The 24,579-nt window shown below is 68.3% G+C and carries 15 protein-coding genes; 14 read left to right on the top strand and 1 reads right to left on the bottom strand.

All coding sequences use genetic code 11. From position 1 onward, the window contains the following. The first annotated feature begins 4 nt into the window (after positions 1 to 4). The 7 genes from CAM01S_RS08290 (at position 5) to CAM01S_RS08260 (ending at position 15,321) form a co-directional block, all read left to right on the top strand. Positions 5 to 1,420: a serine/threonine-protein kinase gene (locus CAM01S_RS08290; RefSeq protein ID WP_066519433.1), complete on the top strand. Its 1,416-nt coding sequence runs from the start codon at positions 5 to 7 to the stop codon at positions 1,418 to 1,420. Next, entirely contained in the window at positions 1,421 to 7,276 is a 5,856-nt protein-coding gene (locus CAM01S_RS08285; RefSeq protein ID WP_066519430.1) for an Ig-like domain-containing protein, read from the top strand. It begins immediately after the preceding gene. A gap of 91 nt (positions 7,277 to 7,367) precedes the next feature. After that, positions 7,368 to 8,342 (top strand): AAA family ATPase, encoded by a 975-nt coding sequence (locus tag CAM01S_RS08280; protein ID WP_066519426.1) that lies wholly within the window; start codon positions 7,368 to 7,370, stop codon positions 8,340 to 8,342. Between the two features lie 2 nt (positions 8,343 to 8,344). Then, the gene (locus tag CAM01S_RS08275; protein ID WP_066519423.1) at positions 8,345 to 9,760 is read left to right on the top strand and encodes a DUF58 domain-containing protein; all 1,416 of its coding nucleotides are present in this window, start codon (positions 8,345 to 8,347) and stop codon (positions 9,758 to 9,760) included. A gap of 101 nt (positions 9,761 to 9,861) precedes the next feature. After that, positions 9,862 to 12,126, top strand: coding sequence for a transglutaminase TgpA family protein (locus tag CAM01S_RS08270; RefSeq protein WP_157071482.1), 2,265 nt, complete (start codon positions 9,862 to 9,864; stop codon positions 12,124 to 12,126). Positions 12,127 to 13,246: 1,120 nt separating this feature from the next. Then, positions 13,247 to 14,323: an FHA domain-containing protein gene (locus tag CAM01S_RS14910; RefSeq protein ID WP_245631583.1), complete on the top strand. Its 1,077-nt coding sequence runs from the start codon at positions 13,247 to 13,249 to the stop codon at positions 14,321 to 14,323. Between the two features lie 104 nt (positions 14,324 to 14,427). Then, on the top strand, positions 14,428 to 15,321 hold the full coding sequence (locus CAM01S_RS08260; RefSeq protein ID WP_157071481.1) for a hypothetical protein: 894 nt from the start codon (positions 14,428 to 14,430) through the stop codon (positions 15,319 to 15,321). On the opposite strand, the gene CAM01S_RS08255 is transcribed toward CAM01S_RS08260, so the two are convergent. Beyond that, entirely contained in the window at positions 15,306 to 16,334 is a 1,029-nt protein-coding gene (locus CAM01S_RS08255) for an asparaginase (RefSeq protein WP_066519411.1), read from the bottom strand. The two genes, CAM01S_RS08260 and CAM01S_RS08255, sit on opposite strands and share 16 nt — an antisense overlap. A 69-nt stretch (positions 16,335 to 16,403) precedes the next feature. Here CAM01S_RS08255 and CAM01S_RS08250 point away from each other — a divergent pair, with 69 nt between their 5' ends. From CAM01S_RS08250 to nusA, 7 genes are all read left to right on the top strand, one after another. Continuing rightward, on the top strand, positions 16,404 to 16,889 hold the full coding sequence (locus tag CAM01S_RS08250; protein WP_083527901.1) for an OsmC family protein: 486 nt from the start codon (positions 16,404 to 16,406) through the stop codon (positions 16,887 to 16,889). A gap of 65 nt (positions 16,890 to 16,954) precedes the next feature. Further along, on the top strand, positions 16,955 to 17,920 hold the full coding sequence (locus tag CAM01S_RS08245; protein ID WP_066519406.1) for an FKBP-type peptidyl-prolyl cis-trans isomerase: 966 nt from the start codon (positions 16,955 to 16,957) through the stop codon (positions 17,918 to 17,920). Between the two features lies 1 nt (position 17,921). Then, entirely contained in the window at positions 17,922 to 19,004 is a 1,083-nt protein-coding gene (gene dxr / locus CAM01S_RS08240) for a 1-deoxy-D-xylulose-5-phosphate reductoisomerase (protein WP_066519403.1), read from the top strand. Between the two features lie 55 nt (positions 19,005 to 19,059). Then, a complete protein-coding gene (locus CAM01S_RS08235) occupies positions 19,060 to 20,391 on the top strand; it encodes a M50 family metallopeptidase (protein WP_245631582.1) in 1,332 nt (443 codons plus the stop codon). A gap of 74 nt (positions 20,392 to 20,465) precedes the next feature. Further along, entirely contained in the window at positions 20,466 to 21,596 is a 1,131-nt protein-coding gene (gene ispG, locus CAM01S_RS08230; protein WP_066519400.1) for a flavodoxin-dependent (E)-4-hydroxy-3-methylbut-2-enyl-diphosphate synthase, read from the top strand. A 26-nt stretch (positions 21,597 to 21,622) separates the two neighbouring features. Then, positions 21,623 to 23,434 carry a proline--tRNA ligase gene (locus CAM01S_RS08225; RefSeq protein ID WP_066519991.1) on the top strand — a complete coding sequence of 604 codons (1,812 nt, stop codon included), beginning with the start codon at positions 21,623 to 21,625 and terminating at the stop codon, positions 23,432 to 23,434. Positions 23,435 to 23,530: 96 nt separating this feature from the next. Further along, the gene (gene nusA, locus CAM01S_RS08220; protein ID WP_066519397.1) at positions 23,531 to 24,520 is read left to right on the top strand and encodes a transcription termination factor NusA; all 990 of its coding nucleotides are present in this window, start codon (positions 23,531 to 23,533) and stop codon (positions 24,518 to 24,520) included. Positions 24,521 to 24,579 lie beyond the last annotated feature (59 nt).

Here is a 24,579-nt window from a genome sequence, read left to right as displayed (position 1 = left end):
GGACATGGCCAGGCGCCTGCCATCGTCACCTCCGGTGATTCCCGGCTTCTCCTTCGTGCACGTGCTCGGATCCGGCGGATTTGCCGATGTGTTCCTGTACGAGCAGAACCTTCCGCGGCGGTCGGTCGCCGTGAAGGTGCTCATCGATGAGATCGTCGACGAACACGTCCGGCGGATGTTCCAGTCTGAGGCGAACCTGATGGCTCGCCTCAGCACACACCCGGCGATCATGACCGTGTTTCAGGCGAGCGTCGCCAACGACGGCCGTCCGTACCTGGTGATGGAGCTCTGCTCCGCGTCCCTGAGCGAACGCTATCGTCGCGGACCGCTGCCCGTTTCGGAAGTCCTGTCGATCGGGGTCAAGATCGGGTCTGCACTCGAGACCGCGCATCGCGAAGGAGTGCTGCACCGCGACATCAAACCGTCGAACATTCTTGAGACGGCCTATGGAAATCCGGTCCTCTCCGACTTTGGCATCGCTGCGTCGATCGGGAGTGCGCGTCCGGACGAACCCGTCGGGCTGTCTGTGCCGTGGTCCGCGCCGGAAATCCTCGCCGACGAATCGACGGGCTCGATCGAGTCAGAGGTGTATTCGCTCGCAGCCACGATCTATTCGTTGCTCGCCGGACGCTCTCCGTTCGAGATCCCGGGAGGCCGGAACGGCGCCGGCGACCTCATGGCGCGCATCGAGCGCGGCAACCCGAGGCCGATCGAGCGCGCCGATGTCCCACCGACACTCGAGCGACTGCTCGCTCGCGCGATGGCGCGCCGACCTGCCGAGCGCCCGAGCACAGTGCTCGACCTGGTGCGCGGGCTCCAGCAGGTCGAAGTCGAACTCGGACTGCCGCAGACACAGGCTGACATCGCGGTCAACGCGTGGGCCGCGACAATCGCCTCGAACACCGACGAGCAGACGGCGATCTCGGCCGCCGGCGCGGACCGGCGCGATTCCGACCGGGGGCGCCGACGGCGGTCGCGTCGTCGTCAGAGTCTTGCTGTCAGCCGGACTGGATCGGCGAGCGTTGGCACCGTGCAGCGGGGTGGTGCTCGACTCGCCGCGCGACGTTCACGCATCGGAGCGTGGACGATCGGCGCAGGGGGCGCCGCCATCGCCGCCGTCGCGATCATCGTGCTCGCATCAGTTCTTCACGGCTCCGGCGGCACGGCCATCCCGACCGTTCGGGACATCACCGCAAGCGCCTCAACCTCGGCAGTGACGTTCCGATGGTCGGACCCTGGGACCCTCGCTGGCGACACCTATGTGATCACAACCGCCTCCGGCACAAGCACGCAGGTCGGCACGGTGTTCGTCGTTGCCGGCGCGTCCGGTTCGCAGGAATGCATCACCGTCGCGGTCAGTCGCGCGGGCACGACCGGGCCGCAGAGCGCGCAGAAGTGCGCGACCGTTCGGAGCGGATAAGTGTTCCGCACGCTGTTTCGCCGGCATCGCTCCGGGCTCCTCACCGCACTCGTGGCACTGCTGCTCACGGCTGCCGTTGCGGTCGCTGCGGTCGTCTCGACGGGCTTTCACACGCAGCGGGTGTCGCTCGGCGACGGCACCGTGTGGGTTCCCAGCGCAACCTACGGCGCGATCGGGCGCGCGAATACGAGCGTGCTGCAACTCAATACCGCTGTCTCCGGAACGGGCGACGGGGTCGCGATCGTGCAACGCGGGAGTTCCGTGTTCAGTGTTGATCGGACGAAAGCGACCGTCAGTGCCGTCGACGTCGCCGATGCCACGCTGGGCTCGCCAGCAACACTTCCGTCCGGTGCGTCAGCGGTGTTCCTCGTCGGCGGGGACGCCGTGGTCGCGGACGAGAACTCCGGACGCCTCTGGTTGATGGCCAACGCCCAGCTCTCGCACTTCACCGCTTCGATGAAGCCGACACTGTCGCTCGGCTCCGGCGCCATCTTCGACGCGAGCGACACGCACATCGCCGCGTACGCTGCCGCGGAGCGAACCGCCTATGTCCTGAGCGTGCACGGCGGACTGACGATCGTCGACCGATGGAAGCTTCCGATAAGCAAAAACGACGCTGTCCAGACCGCCGTCGTCGGTCCCAGCCTCGCGGTGCTCGACCAGACGTCCGGTGCTCTCTATGTCGACGGCAGAAAGGTCGGTCTGGGGCTGGCTCGGACCGACCAGCCCGAACTGCAGCAGTCGTCGACGAGCGGCGCGTCGATCGTTGTCGCGTCGAGCTCCGGATTGACCCGCGCTCAGGCGGATGGATCGGTCCGCCGGCAACGGCTCGCCGTTGCCGGCACAGCGGCGAGGCCGTGGGTGAACGGGTCGTGCGTCTACGTGGCGTGGGATGCAGGGCAGGCCCTGAACTCGTGCAACGGGGCCGCGCTCCAACGACTTCAGTCAATGCCGTCCGGGGCGGCGCTGCAGATCGTGCACAACGGTTCAACCGTCGTTGCCAACGATCCCGGATCGGGGCGATCGTGGGCCGTCGGCCGGAGCGGTCAACTCATCGACAACTGGTCGTCTCTTGTGCAGCGGAACAGTCAGCAGCAAGAGCAGCAGACCTCGAATCAGAACCCCAAAGTCGACGCGCAGCAGAAGCCTCCGGTGGCCGTCGACGACGCCTTCGGAGCGCGTGCGGGGCGCACAACACTGCTGCCAGTGCTGTTGAACGACTACGACCCAAACGGGGATCCGATCGTCATCGACTCGTTCACACCGATCGACCCCTCGGTCGGCACCGTCACGATGATCGACCAGCAGCAGGAGCTGCAGATCGCGTTGAGCCCCGCCGCGACGGGAACAATCAGCTTCCGGTACCAGATCAGTGACGGAAACGGCGGCACGTCGTCGGCGACCGTTCGAGTGACCGTGCACCCGCAGTCGGTGAACGGCGCTCCGCGGCAGGTTCGCCAGACAACCTGGAACCTCGAACAGAACGGGCACCTCACTGCGAACGTCCTCTCCGACTGGGTCGACCCCGACGGAGACCCTGTGTACCTCGCCGGGGCCACGGCGTCGGACGGTGACAGCGTTACGGCCGCACCCGACGGAACCCTTTCGTTCACGAACGCCTCCGGCCGCACCGGTGCACGCGTCATCCAGATCGAGGTTGGCGACGGACGCGCAATCGGCCATGGCTCTGTGACGGTCGAGGTCGCTGCGCCGGGCAAGGTGCCGCTCTACGCCGACGCGTTCGCCGTGCAGGCGTACGCGGGACAGCAGCTCATGGTCTCCCCGCTGAACCACGTGCGCGGTGGGAACGGCACGGTGTCACTCGCAAGTGTCGCGGCGCTCACACCGGCGACGGTCACCCCGTCATACGCGAACGGAACATTCGTCTTCTCGTCGACCGCTGTGGGCGATCACCAGATCGACTACACCGTGACCGACGGGACCCGAACGGCGAGCGGCATCGCGCGGATCACCGTGCTCGCGCCGCCGTCGGCGTCATCCGCGCCGATCACCACTCCGAAAACGGTGTTCGTGCAGACCCTGTCGACGAGAGACACGGATGTCACCGCGACCGACATGGATCCCGCGGGTGGTGTTCTCCTCGTCACCGGGGTCAGCGGGCTCCCTGCACGCTCCGGGGTGACTGCAAGCGTTCTCGAGCAGCACACCGTGCGCGTGACGCTCACGGCGCCGTTGGCGGGTCCGGTCACGTTCAGCTACGCCGAGACGAACGGGCTCGCTTCAGCCACCGGATCCATCACGGTCATCGAGATTCCGAAGCCGGCCACCGAGCAGCCTCCGGTCGCGCAGCCCGACCACGCGACGGTCCGTGTCGGCGACGTCACCACCATCGACGTGCTCGCGAACGACTCGCAACCCGACGGCGAGCCGCTGACCCTCGATCCCGCACTCGTGCGGAACGTTCCAGCCGGCGCAGGCCTGCTCTTCGCCTCCGGAAATGTGCTCCGATATCTGGCGCCGCCGACCCCGGGCAATTTCACGGCCGTCTATCGCGTGCTGGCCCCGGACGGCCAGTACGCCGACGCGACCGTGACGATCTCCGTTCGCGAGCGTGATCTCGCAACCAATCAGCCGCCCGTTCCAGAGACCATCACCGCGCGCGTGATCGCAGGTCGATCGGTACAGATCCAGGTGCCGCTCGATGGAATCGACCCGGACGGCGATTCGGTGCAGCTCGTCGGGGTCGCATCGAACCCGACAAAGGGTTCAGTGAGCGACGTCACAGCGACCTCCTTCGTGTACGCGGCAGGGGACTACTCGGCCGGAACCGACCAGTTCACGTACACGGTTGTCGACGCGTTGGGCGCGAGAGCCACAGGAACGGTGCGCGTCGGCATCGCTCCGCGGGCGAATCAGGCGTCGAACCCGATTGCCGAGCCGGACCACGTCACGATCCGGCCAGGAGGCACGGTCACGGTCCGCGTGCTCGACAACGACTACGACCCTGACGGTGGAACACTGACGGTCACGAAGGTCCAGCCGAACGGCGCGGGCGTCCGCGCGCAGATCGTCGGCGGCCAAGCAGTTCGCGTCAGCCCGCCGCGCAGTGCGAAGCGGGGGGATTTCGCAGTGCTCTACACGGTGCAGAACCAGGACGGCGGGGAGAGCACCGCGTTCCTCACCGTCACGGTCGATCCGGCTGCCGCTCCGCTGCCTCCCGAAGCGACGGACACCACGCTCGATCTGCAGGACATCTTGCATCGCAAGACGATCACCGTCGACGTGCTCCGCAATGTGTTCTTCCCAGAAGGTCCGACATCGGAGCTTCGTGTCGGACTGGTCCCGGGCTACACCAAGAACGCCCGCGTGCTCTCCGACGGGAGGATCGTGGTCACCATCGCTGCGAACGCCCAGGTGATCCCGTTCGCCGTCGCACGGCGGGATCACCCGAGCATCTCCGCCTACGCGTTCATCCACGTTCCCGGAACCAACGACGCGCTCCCGCAGCTCAACCGTCTCGCACCGCCGATTGTCGTCCGGAGCGAGGCGACGGTGCAGATCCCGCTGTCGCGATACGTGGTGACTGCGAGCGGCACGACGCCGTCGCTCGTCGACCCCGGAACGGTCGCGGCGACACACTCGAACGGCGGCAATCCCGTTGTGGACAGCACCACGCTCACGTTCACCTCCGCGAAGCTGTACTTCGGGAACGCGTCGATCTCCTTCGACGTCACCGACGGATCAGACGCGAACGGCGGCAAGGGCCGCACCGCAACGCTCGTGCTCCCGATCAAGGTGACGCCGCGGTCGAACCAGCCGCCGGCGTTCACCGGAACCACGATCGACATGGAACCCGGCGACACCCGGACGCTCGACCTCACGCGGCTCACCGATTACCCCTACCCGAAAGACAGTGGCGAACTCCGCTACGCCGTGGCGAGCGAGCCAAGCGGCGTGCGCGCCGTGGTCTCCGGGCAATCGATCACCATCAGCGTCCCGGACACGACGCCGGAGAACTCCTCGGCCGTCGTGGGCGTGAGCGTTGCGGATGCCACCAACAGCGGCCGAACCGGGGCGATCACAGTGGACGTCGTCGCATCGACTCGACCGCTGGCGCAGGCGCAGCCGGACAGCGCTGTCGTACGCCGCGGCTCGTCAGCGACGATCGACGTCCTGGCGAACGACCAAGCGACGAACCCGTTCCCCGATCAGCCGCTGCGCGTGATCGCGATCCGAGGTCTCAGCGGGGGCATCCCGTCCGGCGTCAGCGTGGCACCGAGTGCGAACAACGCAAGCCTGCAGGTATCGGTGGCACAGAACGCCGCGCCGGTCGACACGCATCTGCAGTATGAGATCACGGACGCGACGAACGACCCGAACCGAGCTGTCTGGGGCGATGTCACCATCTCGGTCGAAGACGTTCCGGCGACCCCGACCGCGCCCGTCCGCACCGGGAGTTACGTCGGCGGTGAGCTCACGCTGACGTGGGCCACGCCGGACTCCAACAATGCCCCGATCACCGACTATCGCGTGTCTGGCACGGGCGGTATTCAGCAGGACTGTGGACTCTCGACCGTCTGCACGATCACGGGGCTGGACCCGAGCGCCAGCTATCAGTTCTCCGTCGTCGCAGTCAACGCGATCGGCACCTCCCAAGCATCCGCGCCGAGTGCATCGATGAGCGCGGACTTCGTTCCGGCCGCGCCGACCGGTCTCGTGCTGACACCCGACAGTTCAACGCCGAGCCAGCTCAACGCGCGCTGGAATCCCGTCCCGCGGCCCGGCCAGGGCACTCCGGTGTCGGACTACCTCGTGACGCTGACCGGGCCGACCGGAACGCTGACGCAGGACACCGGCACCGCGACGGCGGCGTCGTTCTCGGGGCTCGCAGCAGGTGCCTCGTATTCCGTGGTCGTCTCGGCGCACAACGCAGCCGATCGCAACGGCACTCCGGTGCAATGGAACTCGGCGACCGCGAGCGCGACCTCCGTCGGCAATCCGCTGCCGCCGACGTCGGTGTCGGCGGTGGGAAGCCAGTCCGGGTCCGGGACGGTGGTCACCGTGTCGTTCGGCGCGGCTCAGCCGCAGGGAGCGCCGATCTCCGGTTATCAGCTCTACCGCTTGACGTCGTCGTCCTTCGACTGCTCGGCCCCGTCGGGCACGCTTGTCGACAGCGGCGCCGCGGCAGCCACCCAACTCACCGACGGGAGCGCACCGGACGACGGCGTCAGCTACTACTACGCCGTTCTCGCGAAGAACACCTACGGGTTCTGCGCGGCAGCGGTCTCGAGCGGAGCGGTCGAGAGCTTCACCGCTCCCGGAACCCCAAGCGCCTCGTTCGGACTCACGAACGTCACAGGGAGTGCGGGCAGCTGGACATCGCCCAGTGGCACCTTCGACATCACCGCGTCCGGGTTCGCGGTCGCCTCGGGCCAGGTGGACCACTACATCGTGAGCCTCTCGGACGGCACCTCTGCGACCTCGACCGGCGGACCCATCACGATCACGCCCCAGCAGTACGGAAGTCCCGAGTCGATCAGTCTCACGGCGTGCCGCACCCCGTCCAGCACGGCCTACTGCACGACCAACAGCACTGCCGGAACGATCACACCGGTGACCGCGCGTGCGCAGAACCTCACCGGCGCGAACGGCACGATCCAGTTCGCGGCTCCGAACGACCCCGCCCTGCCAGCCAGCGCCTACACGTACTCGATCACGGTATGTCAGGGCCCTGGTGGCCTCCTCTGCTCGCGCCAGGATGCGAACCGGAAGGACTGGACGCTCGGCTCGACGCTGCCGGCGGACTGGTACTCCTTCACCGTCACGACGATGGTCACCATTGGACGGAATTCCTACACAGACGGAAACCCGCCGACCGTGCTTGCCCCGAACTAGACCGCGCACCGGTCACACTTGGCCGAGGGCACAGAACCTTCATGACGCCTCCGAACCGCACGCGGTTCCCGACGACAGGAACGACCACCGAATGAGCATGACTCCTGAGCAGGCAAGCTGGTTCCAGGACGCTGCGGCGCGGATCGTCGCGAACGTCGAACAAGTGCTGCTCGGCAAGACGTTCGTCATTCGCCTCGCTGTTGCCGCGATGCTCAGCGAAGGGCACCTCCTGCTCGAAGACGTCCCGGGGACCGGCAAGACGAGCCTCGCCCGCGCGCTCGCGCAGAGCGTCCACGGCACGACGACGCGCATCCAGTTCACACCGGATCTCCTGCCCGGGGACATCACCGGGATGAGCATCTGGGACCAGCGCACCAACACGTTCGAATTCCACCGCGGCCCGGTCTTCGGCAATATCGTCCTCGCCGACGAGATCAACCGGGCGAGCCCGAAGACGCAGTCCGCGCTGCTCGAAGCGATGGAGGAGGCCGCCGTGACCGTCGACGGCGTCTCCCACCGGCTCGCCGATCCGTTCATGGTGATCGCGACACAGAACCCGATCGAGCAGGCGGGCACGTATCGCCTTCCGGAGGCACAACTCGACCGATTCCTAATGCGCACCTCCGTCGGCTACCCCGATCACGTCGCGACCGTGCGCATCCTCGAAGGATCGGCGATGTCGCCGACCCGGGGGGCGCAGCTTGCGGGGGTCGTGAGCGCTGCGACGATCACCGAGATGGCGGCGCTCGCCCGAACGGTCCACGTCGACCCGATCGTCGCGGACTATGTCGCCCGCTTGGTCGAGGCCAGCCGCGCGGCGTCGGAGGTTCGTCTCGGCGTGAGCGTCCGTGGCGCGATGGCGCTGATGCGCGCGGCCCGCGTGTATGCGGCGATGACCGGTCGCCACTACGTCACCCCCGATGACGTCAAGGCCCTCGCGGAGCCGGTCCTTGCGCATCGGATCGTGCTCGAGGCGGAGGCCGAATTCGACGGTGTCACCGCATCGAGCGTCATCTCGCAGGTCCTGGTGGACACGCCTCCGCCGGTGGACCGTAGCGGGCGCTGATCGTGGCAGCGCGTCCCTCCGGCGAGTCTCCGCCGACCCGTGCCCGGCGTCGGCCCGGATCGACGACGAATCGCGCCGCCGCGTCCCGGACCCTCCAGGCGACCGCGCTCACAAATGCACGCACCCGGCTCGTGGGCGACCGCGACGATCTCGCCGCGGATGCGGTCATCGGCATCGCCCGTCTCGCGCGCGTCACCGAGCGGGCGCTCGCGCGTGCATGGCGAGCGACCAATGCGGTGGTGACATCGCTCGGTTGGGTACTTGCGATCGTGGGCGCGGCCGCCCTCATCGTCGGCTCGCTGCTCGGTCTCCGCGAGATCCAGGCGGTCGGTATCGCGGTGGTGGTCCTCGCACTGATCGCGGCCGGCGTGCTGTTCGGCAGGCCTCGGCTCACGCTGACGCTTGCCGCGGTCCAACGCCGCGTCGCGGTGGGCGATCCGGCCGCCGTGTCGGTCCGCGCCGCGAACACGTCCCGATTGCCGACCACTCCGATGACCGTCGAGCTCCCCATCGGTGCGGGGCTCGTCGATGTGACCGTCCCCGGTCTCGCCCCCGGAGGCCACCACGACGACAGCGTCCCTATCCCGACGGGTCACCGTGGTGTGCTCGATGTCGGTCCGCTTCGCGGGGTCCGCCAAGATCCAGTGGGACTCGTGCGGCGGGAAATCGTCTGGGGGGAGCGTCTCCAGGTCATCGTGCACCCACGCACAGTCGCCATTCCATCCACGAGTACCGGGCTCGTCCGGGATCTGGAAGGTCAGGCGACGAGCGACCTCGCGCCGGTCGACATCGCATTCCACGCCATTCGCGACTATCAGCCCGGTGACGAGCCACGAACGGTGCACTGGAAATCGACCGCGAAGACCGGCGCGCTCATGGTGCGGCAATTCGAAGACTCCCGGCGTGCACACCTCGTCGTCTGTCTCGGCATCGCGATGGACGAGTACGCCGCCGATGAGGAATTCGAGCTCGCGGTCAGTGTCGCGGCGTCGCTCGGCGTTCGAGCTGTCCGAGACGGCCGGGATGTCTCGGTGGTGGTGTCGCAGCAGACTCCGGACTTTGCCCGGCGCGCCGTCATCGGCGTCAATGCCCTTCCGACGGTGTCGCCGACGCGGCTCCTGGATGCGTTCTCGGCGGTGAGCCGTGCCGACTCCTGCCTCTCGATCGCCGATGTCGCACGCCTGGTCGGTGACCTCACGGCGGGCATCTCCGTCGCGTTTCTCGTTGTCGGCTCGAGCGTCGGACTCGCGGCGCTTCGGAGAGCCGCCGCGCGCCTCCCGCTCGGGGTCGAAGCGATCGCGGTGATCTGCGAGCCGGAGGCGCAGCCCCGGCGTGTGCAGATTCCCGGGCTGACGGTGCTCACCGTCGGGTTCCTCGATGATCTTCGTGTCGCGCTGCACCGATCGGCGACGTCATGAGTGGGGCGCAGTCCACGCCGAACAGCGTCCGAGCGCGACGCCGCGCCACCCGCCGGTCCGCGTCTCGGCTGCCCTTCGGGGCTGCTGTTGCGGCGCTCGGCATGACCTGGCTGCTTGTCGCGATCGCGAGCGTAGCCTGGTGGCCGATTTACGACACGCGCGCGATGCTGGTCGCGGGGGCCGGCGCCATGGTGCTGGGTGGTGCCGTCGCGATCGTCGGCGCGCTGTTCCGACTGGGTGCTGCGCCGGTCGGCCTGCTCGCGGCGGCCGGATTCGCCGCAGTAGGCGTGCCCCTCGCCATTCCGAGCGAGTCCACCGGCGCGCTGCCGTCCGTCGCCGGACTGACTGCGTTGTTCAGCGCCATCGCGCTGAGTTGGAAGCAGTTGCTCACCGTCCCGCTCCCGGTCGGAAGCTACGAGACGCTTCTCGTCCCGTATTTCCTGCTCGTCCTGGTCAGCACCGTCGTCGGCGTCAGCGTCGCCACGCGCACTCGGCGCCCAGAGCTCGGCGCGCTGCCCGCGGTCGTGCTGTTCATCGTCGGCGTCGGATTCGGCGCAACACGGTTGGCGTTTCCCGTCCTGGCGGGAGTGGCACTGATGGGAGTGGCGCTCACCTGGGCCCTCGCGTCCCGTCATCTCCGTCGCGCACGCGTCGTCGCGCAGACCATCGGTGCGCCACTTCGCCCCGGTCGTTCCGTGGTCCGACCCACGCTCCTCGGCGTCACGACGATTCTCATCGCTGCCGCGGTCGCATTCGGCGCCGGTGCGATCGTGCCGCCCGCTCCGAGTCGTCACGTGCTCCGGAGCGCGGTGGTCAAGCAGTTCGATCCGAGCGCGTACGTCTCACCGCTGTCCGGCTTCCGCGCGTACGAGGAGGCGCCGGCAGTCGACGCGCCGCAACTCCGGATCACCGGTCTGCCACCGGATTCCTTCATCAGGATCGCGACGCTCGACACGTATGACGGGGTCGTCTACGGCGTCGGAGGGCCGTCCGGGTCGACCGCGTCCGGCACCTTTGAGCGCATCCCGACGAGCGTCGATGTGAACGGCGTCTCCGGGCGCCATGTCAGCGTGGACGTCACGGTCAGCGGATATCGGGGGGTCTGGCTGCCCACAGTGGGCGATCTGGAATCCATCAGCTTCACCGGCTCGCACGGAGCGAGCGCGTCCAGGAACTTCTTCTACAATCCCACGACCCAGACCGGCGCGATCCTCGGCGGCGTGCAAGGCGGCACGTCCTACCGGCTCAGCGCCGTGGTCCCCAATGCGCCCGGGGCTGGAGCCGTCGGAGCGATGCATCCGGGCACCGCGCACGTTCCCACCCCGAGCAATGTGCCAGCGGCGGTGACCTCGACCGTCGCGTCCGTCGCCAAGGCTGGGTCGAGTCCCGGCGCCAAACTGAGCGCCGTGCTGCAGTGGCTGCGCTCGAACGGCTATGTCAGCCATGGCGTGGGCAATGATCGGCCGAGCGCCTCTGGGCACGGGGCGAATCGCATTCAACAGCTCCTCACGAGCGTGCCGATGGTCGGCGATGCCGAGCAGTACGCGGTCGCCGCGTCGCTGATGGCGCAGTCGATCGGCTTCCCTGCGCGTGTCGTGATGGGGTTCTCGACAACGCCGTCCGCAGACGGCTCCGCGACCGTCGTCGGCGCGGACATCACCGCACGCATTGAGGTCAACACGCGTGAGCAGGGCTGGGTCATGCTCGACCCGAACCCGCCGCTCCGCCCGATTCCGGCCGCACAGGAGCAACAGCCGAAGCCGATCACTCGCCCCGAGACGATCGTGCCGCCTCCACCTGCACAACAGACGCACCAGAACACGCAGAATCCCGAGTCCGCCAATCGCTCATCCCCGCCGGTCGAGCCGCAATGGCTGCGCATTCTCCGCGCGCTCCTCCCATGGGTAATCGGCTCCGCGAGCGGGCTCGGTATCCTCATCGCGCCGTTGCTCGTGATCCTCCTGATCAAGACCATCCGGCGACGGCGCCGCCGGCGGTCCGGATCGGGACGAACTCGCATCGTCGCAGCCTGGGACGAATACCGGGACCGGCTCCTCGATGCCGGATACACCCTTCCTGCACGATCGACACGCCGAGAAGTCGCGGCCGCGACGCGCGCGCCGCACGCGAGCGGGCTTGCCGCCCTCGCCGATCGCGCCGTCTTCGGCCCGTCCGATGTCGATGGGATGACGGCCGACCGGATGTGGGCGGAGACCGACCGGGCGATCGCAGAACTCACCGGCGACCGGACCCGGTGGGAGCGGATCCGGATGCGCCTGTCGCTGCGCTCGCTGCGTGGCCGGGCATCGGCTCGTTCGAACGCGGCGCGTCGGGCTGACTACGATGTCCGCGAGCAGCGAGCATGAGTTCGCATCACCGAACCACGACGGAGGCACCGTGATCACCTGCACCCATTGCGGATCGCCGCTTCCCGACGGAGCGATCATCTGCGGTGAGTGCGGTCGATCCGTCACGGCAAGCCACGCGCGCACCGCTGCACCGGTACCTGAGGGCGAGCGGCCGTCGCCACCGCCGCTGCAGGCGCCTGGTAGTCGTCGGCCGGAGGACCGCGACGGGCTCTGGATCCCCGAATCGACCCTCGACCCAGCGACCCGTGCGTGGCTGATGGCCTCGCAGTCCGCTGGCAGTCCTGAGCGTGAGCAATCAGCGGACGCGGGCCGGCAGGGCGACGACCAGCGCGCCTCCACACCGGCCAGCGACCCGTTCGCCCCACGCTCGGCGCCGAGCCACGTGCACGGCGCGGGGTCGGGGCTCCGCGACCTCGGAGACCCGCAGCGACGCGAGGTCGCTGGCAGCGGCGCCGCTGAGGAGCCCGATGCCCGGCGCGGTCCGTCGACGAGCGCCGTCCCCTTCGCCGATACGAGCGCGCCTTCGGAGGCGCAGGCCCGTGATGCTGAGCGCCGGGCCTCCGGAGGCGCCGCCTTCGACCCGCGGTCAGACGCGCCTGCGACCGGGCGCGGGACGGGCGCCAGCGATTCGGCCGACCCGACTGCGGCTGTAGGGCCCAGTGCGGTTGCGGGGCCGACTGCGGCTGTGGGGCCTACAGAGGTTGCGGGGCGGACTGCGGCTGTGGGGCCGACAGAACGTGCGGAATCGGCGGAGGCTTCGGGCCTCACAGAGCATGACCCTCGCGCTGGCGGCAATCGTGACATGGGCGCTCGGGCGCAGGATGACGAACCTATGGAGGCCAGAGCCCCGGCTCCGCAACCCGTGCCTGACGCGCCCGGGCCGCGCACGCCCAGGCCTGCTTGGTGGGTGGGCCGAGCCGGCCGCTCCGAATCCGGCATCGAGACTGATGCGCCGACGAACACCGCGGCCGCGCGCGTCGACGGACGGGCCGAGGACCGGCACGAACCACGTCCCGGTGATACCGCGGTGGTCGAGCCCCTCCGAGCCGCGCCGACTGATCCGCACCGGTATCAGGATCGCCAGGGCGCTCACGATCAATCCGCCGGTGCTCGGCCGATGAGTCGTCCGCCGCTCATCGAACCCGGCGGCGGCGCGACGACCTGTCACGTCTGTGGTCACGCGCTGCAGCCCGACGACATCTTCTGTGAGGAATGCGGCGCAGTCCGACCCGCAGTGACCGCCGCGTTCACGGGCCCCATCGTGGCCGTGCCGATCGAGCGACCGGATTGGTCCCATCACGACAGCGCGGTCATGTTCGGGGAGACCGACCGTGAGGCCTCCGAGCCAGACGAGCAGGGCGCCGCGGAGTCCGACCGCAGCGCCGCGACCGAATCACAGAGGGCGCCAGAGGAACTTGCCGACCCGAAGGGCGAGGAGGAACAGAAGGACCCCCAAGATTCGGCAGCGTCGGTTGCGCCCGCACCCGCAATCGATCGGGAGCGGTCGTCCGCGTCCGAGTCCGAGCAGCGGATCGAAACCGACCAGTCGTCCGCGACCGAGCAGTCGTCCGAGCCCAAGCAGTCGTCCGCGACCGAGCAGTCGTCCGAGCCCAAGCAGTCGTCCGCGACCGAGCAGCTTGGGACTCAGCAGTCGTCCGAGCAGCAGATCCAGACGGACGAGCGGATCGAGGGGGCCCCTCACGCCGTGGACGGTTCCGTGGTCGATCGCGGGCAGGCACCGTCGGTCGAGCCCGAACCTGAGCCCGAGCCCGCGGCCTCGGAGGAGCCGCCGGTGCCGAAGCGCGCCGAGCCGGTCGATGACGACGATCCAGAGGCAACGCGAATCGTCGAGCGCTCGGCGCCGGCGTCACGCCCGGTCACGCTCCACTTCAGCACGGGGGAGCGCTTCGGCGTTCACGGGCATGGCTTGCTCGGTCGATTCCCGAACCCACAGCCAGGAGAGGATCTCCTCGAACTCCTCACGATCGTCGACCCGGGTCGGTCGGTGTCGAAGACACACCTTGAGTTCGGCCGCGATGGCGATGACCTCTGGGTGGCCGATCGGTATTCGGGAAATGGCACCGTCGTTCGGCATATCGACGGGTCGATTCGACGCTGTGAACCGGGTCGGCGCTATCGCGTCGAACGCGGCGCGCGAGTGGATATCGGCGAGCAGTTCTTCTTGGTGCAGTAGCCACGACACGAGAGCTGGCCCACCACCGGCGCTGCTCACCGAACCTCTGCACAGGCGGGATGCGCGACGTCGCTGCGCAGGACCTCGGCCGGTTCACTGCTCTCATGCAGACACTCATCGCGCGGCTCGCTGTGCTCGGGGTGGGGTGTGTCGCGCTGGTCGTGAGTGTTACGGCGTCTGGGAGTGTTCCGGCGCCGGTGCGCGGATTCCTCGCATCGATGTCCGCGTGCGCGATTCTCGCGTTCTTGCCCGCCTCGCACAGCTCCGTGGCGCCCCCACCGCAGAGCCTCATCCCCGAGCCGCCGGGTGCTTCCGGCGCCCCGGAACGGTCTGGTTCGCGCGATCGGTCAGCGCCGACCGGCTCGCTCGGCTTCGGAACGCCGTCCGGTCGATCGCTCGCCGCGTCGCCCGCGTCGAGCGCGTCGTGCGCGTCGCCTCGAGCCTCCGGTGCCGGAGGCCAGCAGCAGACCTCGTCGGATTCCCTGCTGGTCGTGCTCGGCCGGCGGGTGCAGGCAGCGGGCGATTCGAGCGATCCCGATGGCCTGCCGAGGAGCGGGGTCATCGCGGATGCCGCTGGCGGCATCGCCGTCATCGGGTGCAACCCCGTCGGCCGTTCGATCTTCCGATCGCTGGTCGCCGAGCTCGCCGTCGCGGGGGCTGAGCGCGGGCTCGGTCCTGTCCGGGTTGTTGGCGAGCGCATCGATCACGACACGCTCGTCCCGCTCTGGCACCCGCAGGTCGCGATCGAAGCTCCGATCTCCGACGGAACCGGAACTGAGAGCGCAGCCGTCGCCGTCCTCGTCGGCACCCATCAGACCCCGGTCGCGTCTATCGCGTTGCTCGCAGATCCGGTGGCGGCGCGCGGTGCGGGCGCCGTCCTCCGCGCGGACACCGGACCCATCCGGCTGGTCGCCCACGACGGCGCCGTTCTGCTGGAACCGACGCTCGCTCGGCTTCAACCGCGGCGGGAATCGGCAAACGATCAGCGGGTCACGTGATGCGCCCGCGAACGTTCCAGGGCCCCGTCCAACTGCTCACTCACTTCGATTGCACCGACGGGCACGCCGCCGCCGAGCGTTCGCTCCCGCAATTCATCGGCTGCCGCGGCAGCGGCCTCCTCATCGATCATGCCGGCGACGGTCAGCAGTCTGAGGGCGACGATGGAGCCCGCCCGTCCGCCCCCGTCGAGGACCTTCACCGCCACCGCACCACGGCCGGGGACTCCCATGACCATGACGCCTTCCGCGCCCAATTTGGCGACGATCCCGAGCCGTTCGATGGTTCGGGTGTTCGCCCGTCCGGGCCCGTCGATGGCCCACGCGTGTTCGAGGATCGCTGCCGTCAGGGCAGCGCCGTCCGGGTCGGCCCCGCTGACGACTCGAGCGATCCCTCGTGCGAGCCCGCGGAGCGTGGTGGGGAACACCGGGGCGCCGCACCCGTCGACTCCGACGGTGTCGATCTCCTCGCCGGTGTACTCGGACACCGTCGCCCGAATGGCGACCTGCAGCGGATGCTGCGTGTCCAGATAGTTGTCTGTCGGCCACCCCTGCGCAGCACAGGCAGCCAACATCGCCGCATGCTTTCCCGAGCAGTTCATCGTGAGGCGCCTCGGCTCCGACATCACCCGTGCGGTGGCTCTGTCGAAGGGGAAGTCCGTCGGGCAGCCGAGATCGTCCTCGGCGAACCCGAATCGGTCGAGCATCGTCCTCACGACCTGTTGGTGGGCAGGCGTGCCGGCGTGGCTCGCGGTGCTGAGCACCAGCTCCAGTCCGTGGAATCCGGCGCCGAGACGCATGGTCGCAATCGCCTGGAAGGGCTTCATGGTGGAGCGGGGATAGATGCTTGCATCGATGTCGCCCGCGTGCAGCACCGGTGTGCCATCGAGGTCGACGACGACACCTGCTCCGATGTGGCGGCTCTCGTCGAAGCCCGAGCGCCGGACGACGGCCAGTTCGACCGATCCCTCGACGCTGAGCGGGTGGCGGTCGCGGTCGAAGCTGCTGCCGGTCATGATGGGGAGTGTATCGATGGTGCTGCGCCGCGTGGCGCACGAGGAAGCGCCGTCCCGATGAGGAGCAGCATGAGCGCCCACGGCTATACCGTCGCCGTCGAATGGACCGGCAATCGAGGCGTCGGGACGTCCGGCTACCGCGAGTACGGACGCGACCACGTCGTGTCCGCCGCAGAGAAGGCCGCCATCCTCGGGTCCGCTGACCCGACGTTCCGCGGCGACCGCGATCGCTGGAACCCGGAGGAGATGCTCCTCGCGGCCCTCGCCCAATGCCACATGCTCAGCTATCTGCACGCCGCGGTCGAAGCCGGCGTCACGGTCGTCTCGTATCACGACGAAGCGACCGCCTCGTTGCGCGTGCACCGCGACGGCTCGGGCGACATCACGGAGGCAGTGCTCCGGCCCGTCGTCACCGTCGCGGATCCCGAAATGGCCGAGAGGGCGACGGACGCGCACGAACGGGCCGCGGCACTGTGCTTCATCGCGCGGAGCGTTGCGTTCCCGGTGCGTCACGAGCCGCGCGTCGAGTTCGCAGCACAGGGTTTGGCAGACTAGGCAGGTCGATCGCCGAGCGCCCTCGTTCGTCGCGGCACCTCCCGATATCAGAAGCGAAGGTTTTCGTGCATCGATCGCGCCTCATCGCAAGCCTCATCGTGATCCCCGCGGTGGTGGTCGGTCTTGCCGCGTGCAGCGGATCCGGATCGTCCAAGCCCAGCGCCACCGCCACCGCCTCGTCCACTCCCGCCGCCATCACGAGTTGCCCGACCGCGGGTTCCGCGTCCAAGGCGATCAGCGCCTCCGGAGCGTTCAACGGGTCCAAGGCGCCCACCGTGACCTTCAAGAAGGGGCTGTCTGCAGAACCGCCGCAGGTCTCAGCGCTCTCGTCCGGGACGGGCGCGAAGCTGAAGAGCGGGGACCTCGTCCAGGTCTCGTACACGGTGTACCAAGCGTCGAAGGCGTCGAAGATCGGCTCGGTCGGATTCGACCAGGGGTCCCCGCAGGTGCTGTCCGTAGGCGGATCCGGGTTCGGTGCAGTGCTCACCTGCACGCGCATCGGAGAGCGGTTCGCGCTCGTCGGTTCGAGCACAGCGCTCGGCTTCGGGACCACAGGGCAGATCGTGGTCGTCGGCGATGTCGTCGGGAAGACCTCGCCCTACTCGACCGGCGCGCCGCAGCCGCAGTCCTCATCCCTGCCGACCGTGAAGGACGGCACGAACGGCGAGCCGCAGATCACGATCCCGTCGACGCCTGCGCCGTCCACCACGCAGGCGGAAGTGATCAAGCAGGGCGACGGAGCGACGATCGCCGAAGGAGACAGCGCCCTCGTGCAGTACAAGGGCGAGGTGTACTCCACCGGCAAGGTGTTCGACTCGACCTGGTCGCGCGGACAGCCGACCACCTTCACGATCGCGAAGGGCCAGCTGATCGACGGTTTCGTCACGGGGCTCGTGGGCCAGAAGGTCGGGTCGCAGGTGCTCATCGTCATGCCGGCGTCCGCCGGCTACGGCGCCAGCCCGCCCGAAGGCTCGAACATTCCCGCGAACGCGGCGCTCGTGTTCGTCGTCGACATCCTCGCGAAGAGCTGACATGGAGCGTCGGCGCGTCATCGTGCTCGGCAGCACGGGCTCGATCGGCACCCAGGCGCTCGACGTGATCGCCCGCAATCCCGAGCGGTTCGAGGTCGTCGGACTCGCGGCCGGTCGGAACCGCAAGCTCGCAGAGGAGCAGGCTGAGCAGTTCGGCGTTCGCGACGTCGTCTTCGGTGCGGAGGCTGCCGAGCAGCTCGTCGGCACCGTCGAGGCCGACGTGGTGCTGAACGGCATCACCGGGTCTGTCGGCCTCGGTCCGACCCTCGCCACGCTCGCGACGGAGGCAACACTCGCCCTGGCGAACAAAGAGAGCCTCATTGTCGGCGGTCAGCTGGTGACGGACGCTGCCGCGCCCGGACAGATCGTCCCGGTCGATAGCGAACACTCCGCCATCGCGCAAGCGCTCCGGTCCGGCGGAAGCACGGAGGTGCGACGGCTCGTCGTGACTGCCAGCGGAGGACCGTTCCGAGGCCGCGCGCGCGAGGATCTCCGCGAGGTCACGCCCGCACAGGCGCTCGCACACCCGACGTGGAACATGGGCCTCGTCGTCACCACGAACTCCGCCACGCTCGTGAACAAGGGTCTCGAGGTCATCGAGGCGCATCTGCTGTTCGACGTCCCGTTCGATCGGATCGTGGTGACGGTGCACCCGCAGTCGATCGTGCACTCCATGGTGGAGTTCACCGATGGATCGACCATCGCGCAGGCGTCGCCACCGGACATGCGGTTGCCCATCGCACTCGGACTGGGGTGGCCGGACCGCGTCGCAGGCGTCGGCGTACCGCTTGATTGGTCGACGGCCTCCGCGTGGACGTTCGAACCGCTCGACGAGAACGCATTCCCGGCGGTTGCGCTCGCCAAGCACGTCGGCGTCCTGGGGTCGACCTATCCCGCAGTGTTCAACGCGGCCAACGAACAGGCTGTTGCGGCGTTCCACGCCGGGCGGATCGGATTCCTCGACATCGTCGAGACCATCCGGGCGGTGGTGGAGCAGCATGAACCGGGGGAGCTGTCGATCGCCTCCGTCCTGGAGGCCGAGCGATGGGCCCGCGAGCGCGCCGACGTGCTCATAGGACACTGATCGCGCTCAGCATGGGTTCAGGAGACCCATGGGGGCGCTCCCGTACGATCGTCCGGTGACCGTCGGAACCGTGCTGCTGTTCGTGCTCGGCATCGTCGTCTTCATCGTCGGCCTGCTCATCTCGATCGGGCTCCACGAGCTCGGACACCTGTTCTTCGCCAAGCTCTTCCGGGTGCGGGTGACCCAATACTCGCTCGGCTTCGGGAAAGCGTTGTGGTCGTTCGAGCGAGGCGGCACCGAATACGGGATCCGCCCGATTCTGCTCGGCGGCTACATCTCCATGGTCGGCATGGTGAAGCCGCGACCGAACGGTACGACGACCGTCACGAATACCGGCATGTACAGCGCGTTCGTGCAGGACGCCCGCGACGCAAGCGCCGAGCAGATCGCAGACGCTGGCGGGGACGACAGCCGCGCGTTCTACCGACTGACGCCATGGAAGCGGATCATCGTGATGGTCGCCGGGCCGGCGATGAACCTCGTGATCGGGATCGTGCTGTTCGGTGTCCTTCTCGTCGGGTTCGGCGCGCCCACGACGACGATCGCCTCGACGATCGGCTGTGTGCTGCCCACGAGTCAGAGCACGAGTTGCGCGGCGGGCGACGCGGTCAGCCCCGCGAAGATCGCCGGGCTTCGCGGCGGGGACGTCATTCTCGCGGCCGGCTCGGTGAAGAAGCCCTCGATCACGCAGCTCACCACCGTGTTCGAGCGATCCGCGAACACGCCGGTCACACTCCAGATCCTCCGCGACGGACGGCACCTGACGGTCCAGGTGACCCCCGCGCTGGCCGTCCGCGACGAGCTGACGGCCAGCGGTCAAATCGTCAAGTCCGCCGACGGAACACCGAAGACGCACAACGTCGGCGTCGTCGGGGTGAGCATCGGTCAGTCGCTCGTCCCGCAGTCCCCGGCGGCGGTGCTCCCCGCCGTCTGGGCGCAGACGGAAGCCTCGGCGCAGCTCATCGTCGATCTCCCGCAACGGCTTGTCGCTGTCTGGAACGCAGCGTTCGGCACGCAAGCGCGGCAGGCGAACAGCCCGGTCTCTGTCGTCGGCGTTGGACGAGCGATCGGCACCGTCACCGCATCGAGCGGCATCCCGGTCGTCGACAAGCTGTACACGATCCTCGGCCTGCTCGCGTCGCTGAATATCGGGCTCTTCGTCCTGAACATGGTGCCGATACTGCCGCTCGACGGCGGCCACATCGCCGGCGCGATCTGGGAGGCGATCAAGCGCCGCGCCTTCAGGCTCGTCGGTCGGCCGGATCCCGGTCCGATCGACCTGGCGAAGACCATGCCGCTGACCATGGTGGTGGTCATCCTGCTGATCGGGATGAGCGCATTGCTCGTCTATGCGGACATCGTCCGCCCCGTGTCGATCTTCGGCTGACCGGAGGGTCGGCTCGCACCGCACTGTCACATTTCGCGCGTAGGCTCCTCTCCGTGCCAGCAGTGAATCTCGGTATGCCGAAGGTCCCCGAAACGCTCGCTCCCCGCCGGAAGTCGCGGCAGATCCGCGTCGGCAAGGTGCTCGTCGGGGGCGACGCGCCTGTGAGTGTTCAGTCGATGACCACGACGCCGACCACGAACATCAACGCGACCCTCCAGCAGATCGCGGAACTGACCGCATCGGGATGCGACATCGTGCGCGTCGCGGTGCCGAGCCAAGACGACGCCGACGCGCTGCCGATCATCGCGAAGAAGTCCCAGATCCCCGTGATCGCCGACATCCACTTCCAACCGAAGTACGTCTTCCAGGCGATCGACGCCGGGTGCGCTGCCGTTCGTGTCAACCCGGGCAACATCAGGAAATTCGACGACCAGGTCGGAGCGATCGCGAAGGCAGCGAAGGACGCCGGCGTGTCGTTGCGGATCGGCGTGAACGCAGGATCGCTCGAGCCGAGCCTCCTGCAGAAATACGGCAAGGCGACGCCGGAGGCGCTCGTCGAGTCCGCCGTCTGGGAAGCCTCGCTCTTCGAGGAGCACGACTTCCACGAGTTCAAGATCTCCGTCAAGCACAACGACCCGGTCGTGATGGTCAAGGCGTACCGCTTGCTCGCCGAGCGGGGCGACTGGCCGCTGCACCTCGGCGTCACCGAAGCGGGTCCCGAGTTCCAAGGCACCATCAAGAGCGCGACGGCATTCGGCATTCTGCTCGGCGAGGGGATCGGCGACACGATCCGTGTGTCGCTGTCCGCGCCTCCCGCACAGGAGGTCAAGGTCGGCCTGCAGATCCTGCAGTCGTTGAATCTCCGGGAGCGCAAGCTCGAGATCGTCTCCTGCCCGAGCTGCGGCCGCGCCCAAGTCGACGTCTATCAGCTCGCGAACGACGTGACGGCGGGGCTCGAGGGAATGACCGTGCCGCTCCGCGTCGCCGTCATGGGATGCGTCGTGAATGGCCCTGGGGAGGCCCGGGAGGCGGACCTCGGCGTCGCTTCCGGCAATGGCAAAGGCCAGATCTTCGTCAAGGGGCAGGTGATCAAGACTGTGCCCGAAGCCGAGATCGTCGAGACGCTCATCGCGGAGGCGAACCGGATCGCGGACGAGATGGGGCCGGACGCCGGTGTGGGCTCGCCCGAGGTCGTCACGGCCTAGTCTGCGCTCGCCGGTAGGCTGTGCCGGTGGTCACTCGGCTCTCGCATCTGTTCCTCCGTACCCTCCGCGACGACCCGGCAGACGCCGAGGTGACGAGTCACAAGCTGCTGGTGCGCGCCGGATACATCCGGCGACAGGCGCCGGGCATCTTCGCGTGGTTGCCGCTTGGGCTTCGTGTGCGGGCGCGCATCGAGGCGATCATCCGCGAGGAGATGGTTGCCGCGGGCGCACAGGAAGTCCTGCTGCCTGCGCTGCTGCCGCGTGAGCCGTACGAGGCCACCAACCGCTGGACCGAGTACGGGGACAGCATCTTCCGGCTGCAGGACCGCAAAGAAGCCGACTACCTGCTCGCCCCAACGCACGAAGAGATGTTCGCGCTCCTCGTGAAGGATCTCTATTCGTCCTACAAGGACCTCCCGGTCACGCTCTTCCAGATTCAGGACAAGTACCGCGACGAGGCGCGTCCCCGCGCTGGGCTCCTCCGGGGGCGTGAGTTCACGATGAAGGACGCTTACTCGTTCGACATCGACGACGCGGGGCTCGACCGCAGCTACCAGACCATGCGCGACGCCTACGAGCGCATCTTCACGCGACTCGGTCTCGAATATGTCGCGGTGCAGGCAGACGCCGGAGCCATGGGCGGCTCGAAGTCGGAAGAGTTCCTGCATCCCATCGCGGTTGGCGAGGACACCTTCGTTCGAAGCGCCGGCGGGTACGCCGCGAACGTCGAGGCGTACACGACGCCGGCAACAGCGCCCGTGTCGTTCGAGGGCGCCCCGGCACCGGTCCTGCTCCCGGCTGCTGACACCCCGACGATCGAGACGCTCGTGGCGCATGCCAACGCCGTGGCACCGCGCGAGACCGGCGCGTGGACCGGTGCGGACACGCTGAAGAACGTCGTGCTCGCGCTCACGCACCTGGACGAGACGCGCGAGGTCGTCGTGGTCGGCCTTCCTGGGGACCGCGACGTCGACATGAAGCGAGCCGAGGTCGCATTTGCGCCGGCCGAGGTCGAACCGGCGACCGACGCTGACTTCGCGCGCCATCGCGTCCTCGTGAAGGGCTACATCGGCCCGTCGAGTGCGGCGTTCGTCGAAGCGTCCGCACTCGGGCATGGGACCGACGGCGTGCAGCGCCAGGCGCTGGGCACGGTCTCTGAGAGCGGCCTGCGCTACTTCATCGACCCGCGAGTGGCTGACGGCACGACGTGGGTGACCGGCGCCAACGTTCGGGGTCGCCACGTCGCCGGGTTGATCGCAGGACGAGACTTCGTCGCCGACGGCGTCGTGGACGTGAGCGATGTTCGCGACGGGGACCCGGCTCCGGACGGGTCGGGCCCGCTCGAGACGGCGCGCGGCATGGAGATCGGCCACGTGTTCCAACTCGGACGCAAATACGCCGAGGCGCTCGGTCTCAAGGTGCAGGACGAGAACGGCAAGCTCGCGACCGTGACGATGGGCTCGTACGGCATCGGCGTGACCCGGATCATGGCGATCCTGGCCGAGTCGCACAACGACGACAACGGCTTGGTGTGGCCGAAGAATGTCGCGCCCTTCGACGTCCACGTCGTCGCGACAGGCAAGGACGAGGTCGCTTACACGCTTGCCGAACGCGCCGTGGCGGCGCTTGAAGCAGCTGGTCTGGACGTGCTGTTCGACGACCGTCCGAAGGTCTCGCCCGGGGTGAAGTTCCGTGACGCGGAGCTCATCGGCGTCCCGGTCGTCGCCGTGGCCGGCCGGGGATCGGCGGACGGAGTTCTCGAGCTCTGGGATCGCGCCGCGAACACGCGGAGCGACATCCCGTTCGACACGCTGACGGAGGCTGTGCTCGCGATCTGAGCGCCCGGTGCGCCGAAGGGCGTGCGGTACGCTGATCGGCAGCTTTCGCGTGCTCGCCACCGATCGCTTTCGCAGCTGAATACGAAAGGCCCCTCGATGCAGATCGATCTCGCAGTCCTCCGTCTGATGGAACGCGAGCGGGAGATCCCGTTCGAGGAGCTTGTGCGCATCATCGAGCAAGCGATCCTCACCGCCTACCACAAGCACCAGGCCGAGAACGGCACGCCGGCGGACCCGGCCGCCCGTGTCGAACTCGACCGCAAGACCGGCGTCGTCACGGTGTACGTGCCGGAGCGTGACGAGGACGACACGATCGTCGGCGAGGCGGTCGACTCGCCCAGTGACTTCGGCCGAATTGCCGCGTTCGCGGCGAAGCAGGTCATCAACCAGCGCCTCCGCGACATCGGCGACGACAAGGTGCTCGGCGAGTTCCGTGGCAAGGAAGGCGACATCGTCGCCGGAGTCATTCAGCAGGGTCCGAATCCGCGCATGGTTCACGTCGATCTCGGGTCGGTCGAGGCGATCCTCCCCCCGGAGGAGCAGGTCCCGGGCGAGTCGTATCGCCATGGCGACCGGATCCGCGTCTACGTCACGAGTGTCGGTCGCGGCGCGAAGGGTCCCCAGATCACGGTGTCGCGCACCCATCCGGGGCTCGTCCGCAAGCTCTTCGCCCTGGAGGTGCCCGAGATCGCGTCCGGGGTCGTCGAGATCGTGTCAATGGCGCGTGAGGCTGGCCACCGGACGAAAATCGCGGTTCGCGCGAACGAGCCGGGCGTGAACGCCAAGGGCGCGTGCATTGGCGAGCTCGGCGCGCGCGTGCGGGCGGTGACGAACGAGCTCGGCGCCGAAAAGATCGACATCGTCGATTACGCCCCGGACCTCGCCGCATTCGTGGCGAACGCGCTGTCGCCCGCAAAAGTCACGAGCTCATTCGTGCTTGACGCGGGAACCAAGGCTGTTCGTGCGCTGGTCCCCGACTACCAACTCTCGCTGGCGATCGGCAAGGAAGGGCAGAATGCGCGGCTGGCAGCCAAGCTGACCGGTGCCAGGATCGATATTCAACCTGACTCGATCCTCGACGACTGAGGCCATCGGCCGTGTCCGCCGCACGGTCTGCAGTGTCGGGGCGGACACGCCGTTCGCCG

Origin of the sequence: Curtobacterium ammoniigenes NBRC 101786 (assembly GCF_001571045.1) — a bacterium.
GTDB classification, from domain to species: Bacteria; Actinomycetota; Actinomycetes; order Actinomycetales; family Microbacteriaceae; genus Curtobacterium; species Curtobacterium ammoniigenes.
The sequence above is the reverse complement of the archived record's forward strand: the minus strand, read 5'-3'. Positions and strand labels throughout refer to the sequence as shown.

Excerpts from the sequence above, each read along its gene's own strand:
- CAM01S_RS08250 (WP_083527901.1), top strand. The coding sequence starts at position 16,404 with ATGAGCGCCCACGGCTATACCGTCGCCGTCGAATGGACCGGCAATCGA.
- CAM01S_RS08270 (WP_157071482.1), top strand. The coding sequence starts at position 9,862 with ATGACCTGGCTGCTTGTCGCGATCGCGAGCGTAGCCTGGTGGCCGATT.
- dxr (WP_066519403.1), top strand. The coding sequence starts at position 17,922 with ATGGAGCGTCGGCGCGTCATCGTGCTCGGCAGCACGGGCTCGATCGGC.
- CAM01S_RS08255 (WP_066519411.1), bottom strand. The coding sequence starts at position 16,334 with ATGACCGGCAGCAGCTTCGACCGCGACCGCCACCCGCTCAGCGTCGAG.
- CAM01S_RS14910 (WP_245631583.1), top strand. The coding sequence starts at position 13,247 with ATGAGTCGTCCGCCGCTCATCGAACCCGGCGGCGGCGCGACGACCTGT.
- CAM01S_RS08280 (WP_066519426.1), top strand. The coding sequence starts at position 7,368 with ATGAGCATGACTCCTGAGCAGGCAAGCTGGTTCCAGGACGCTGCGGCG.
- CAM01S_RS08260 (WP_157071481.1), top strand. The coding sequence starts at position 14,428 with ATGCAGACACTCATCGCGCGGCTCGCTGTGCTCGGGGTGGGGTGTGTC.
- nusA (WP_066519397.1), top strand. The coding sequence starts at position 23,531 with ATGCAGATCGATCTCGCAGTCCTCCGTCTGATGGAACGCGAGCGGGAG.
- ispG (WP_066519400.1), top strand. The coding sequence starts at position 20,466 with ATGCCGAAGGTCCCCGAAACGCTCGCTCCCCGCCGGAAGTCGCGGCAG.
- CAM01S_RS08290 (WP_066519433.1), top strand. The coding sequence starts at position 5 with ATGGCCAGGCGCCTGCCATCGTCACCTCCGGTGATTCCCGGCTTCTCC.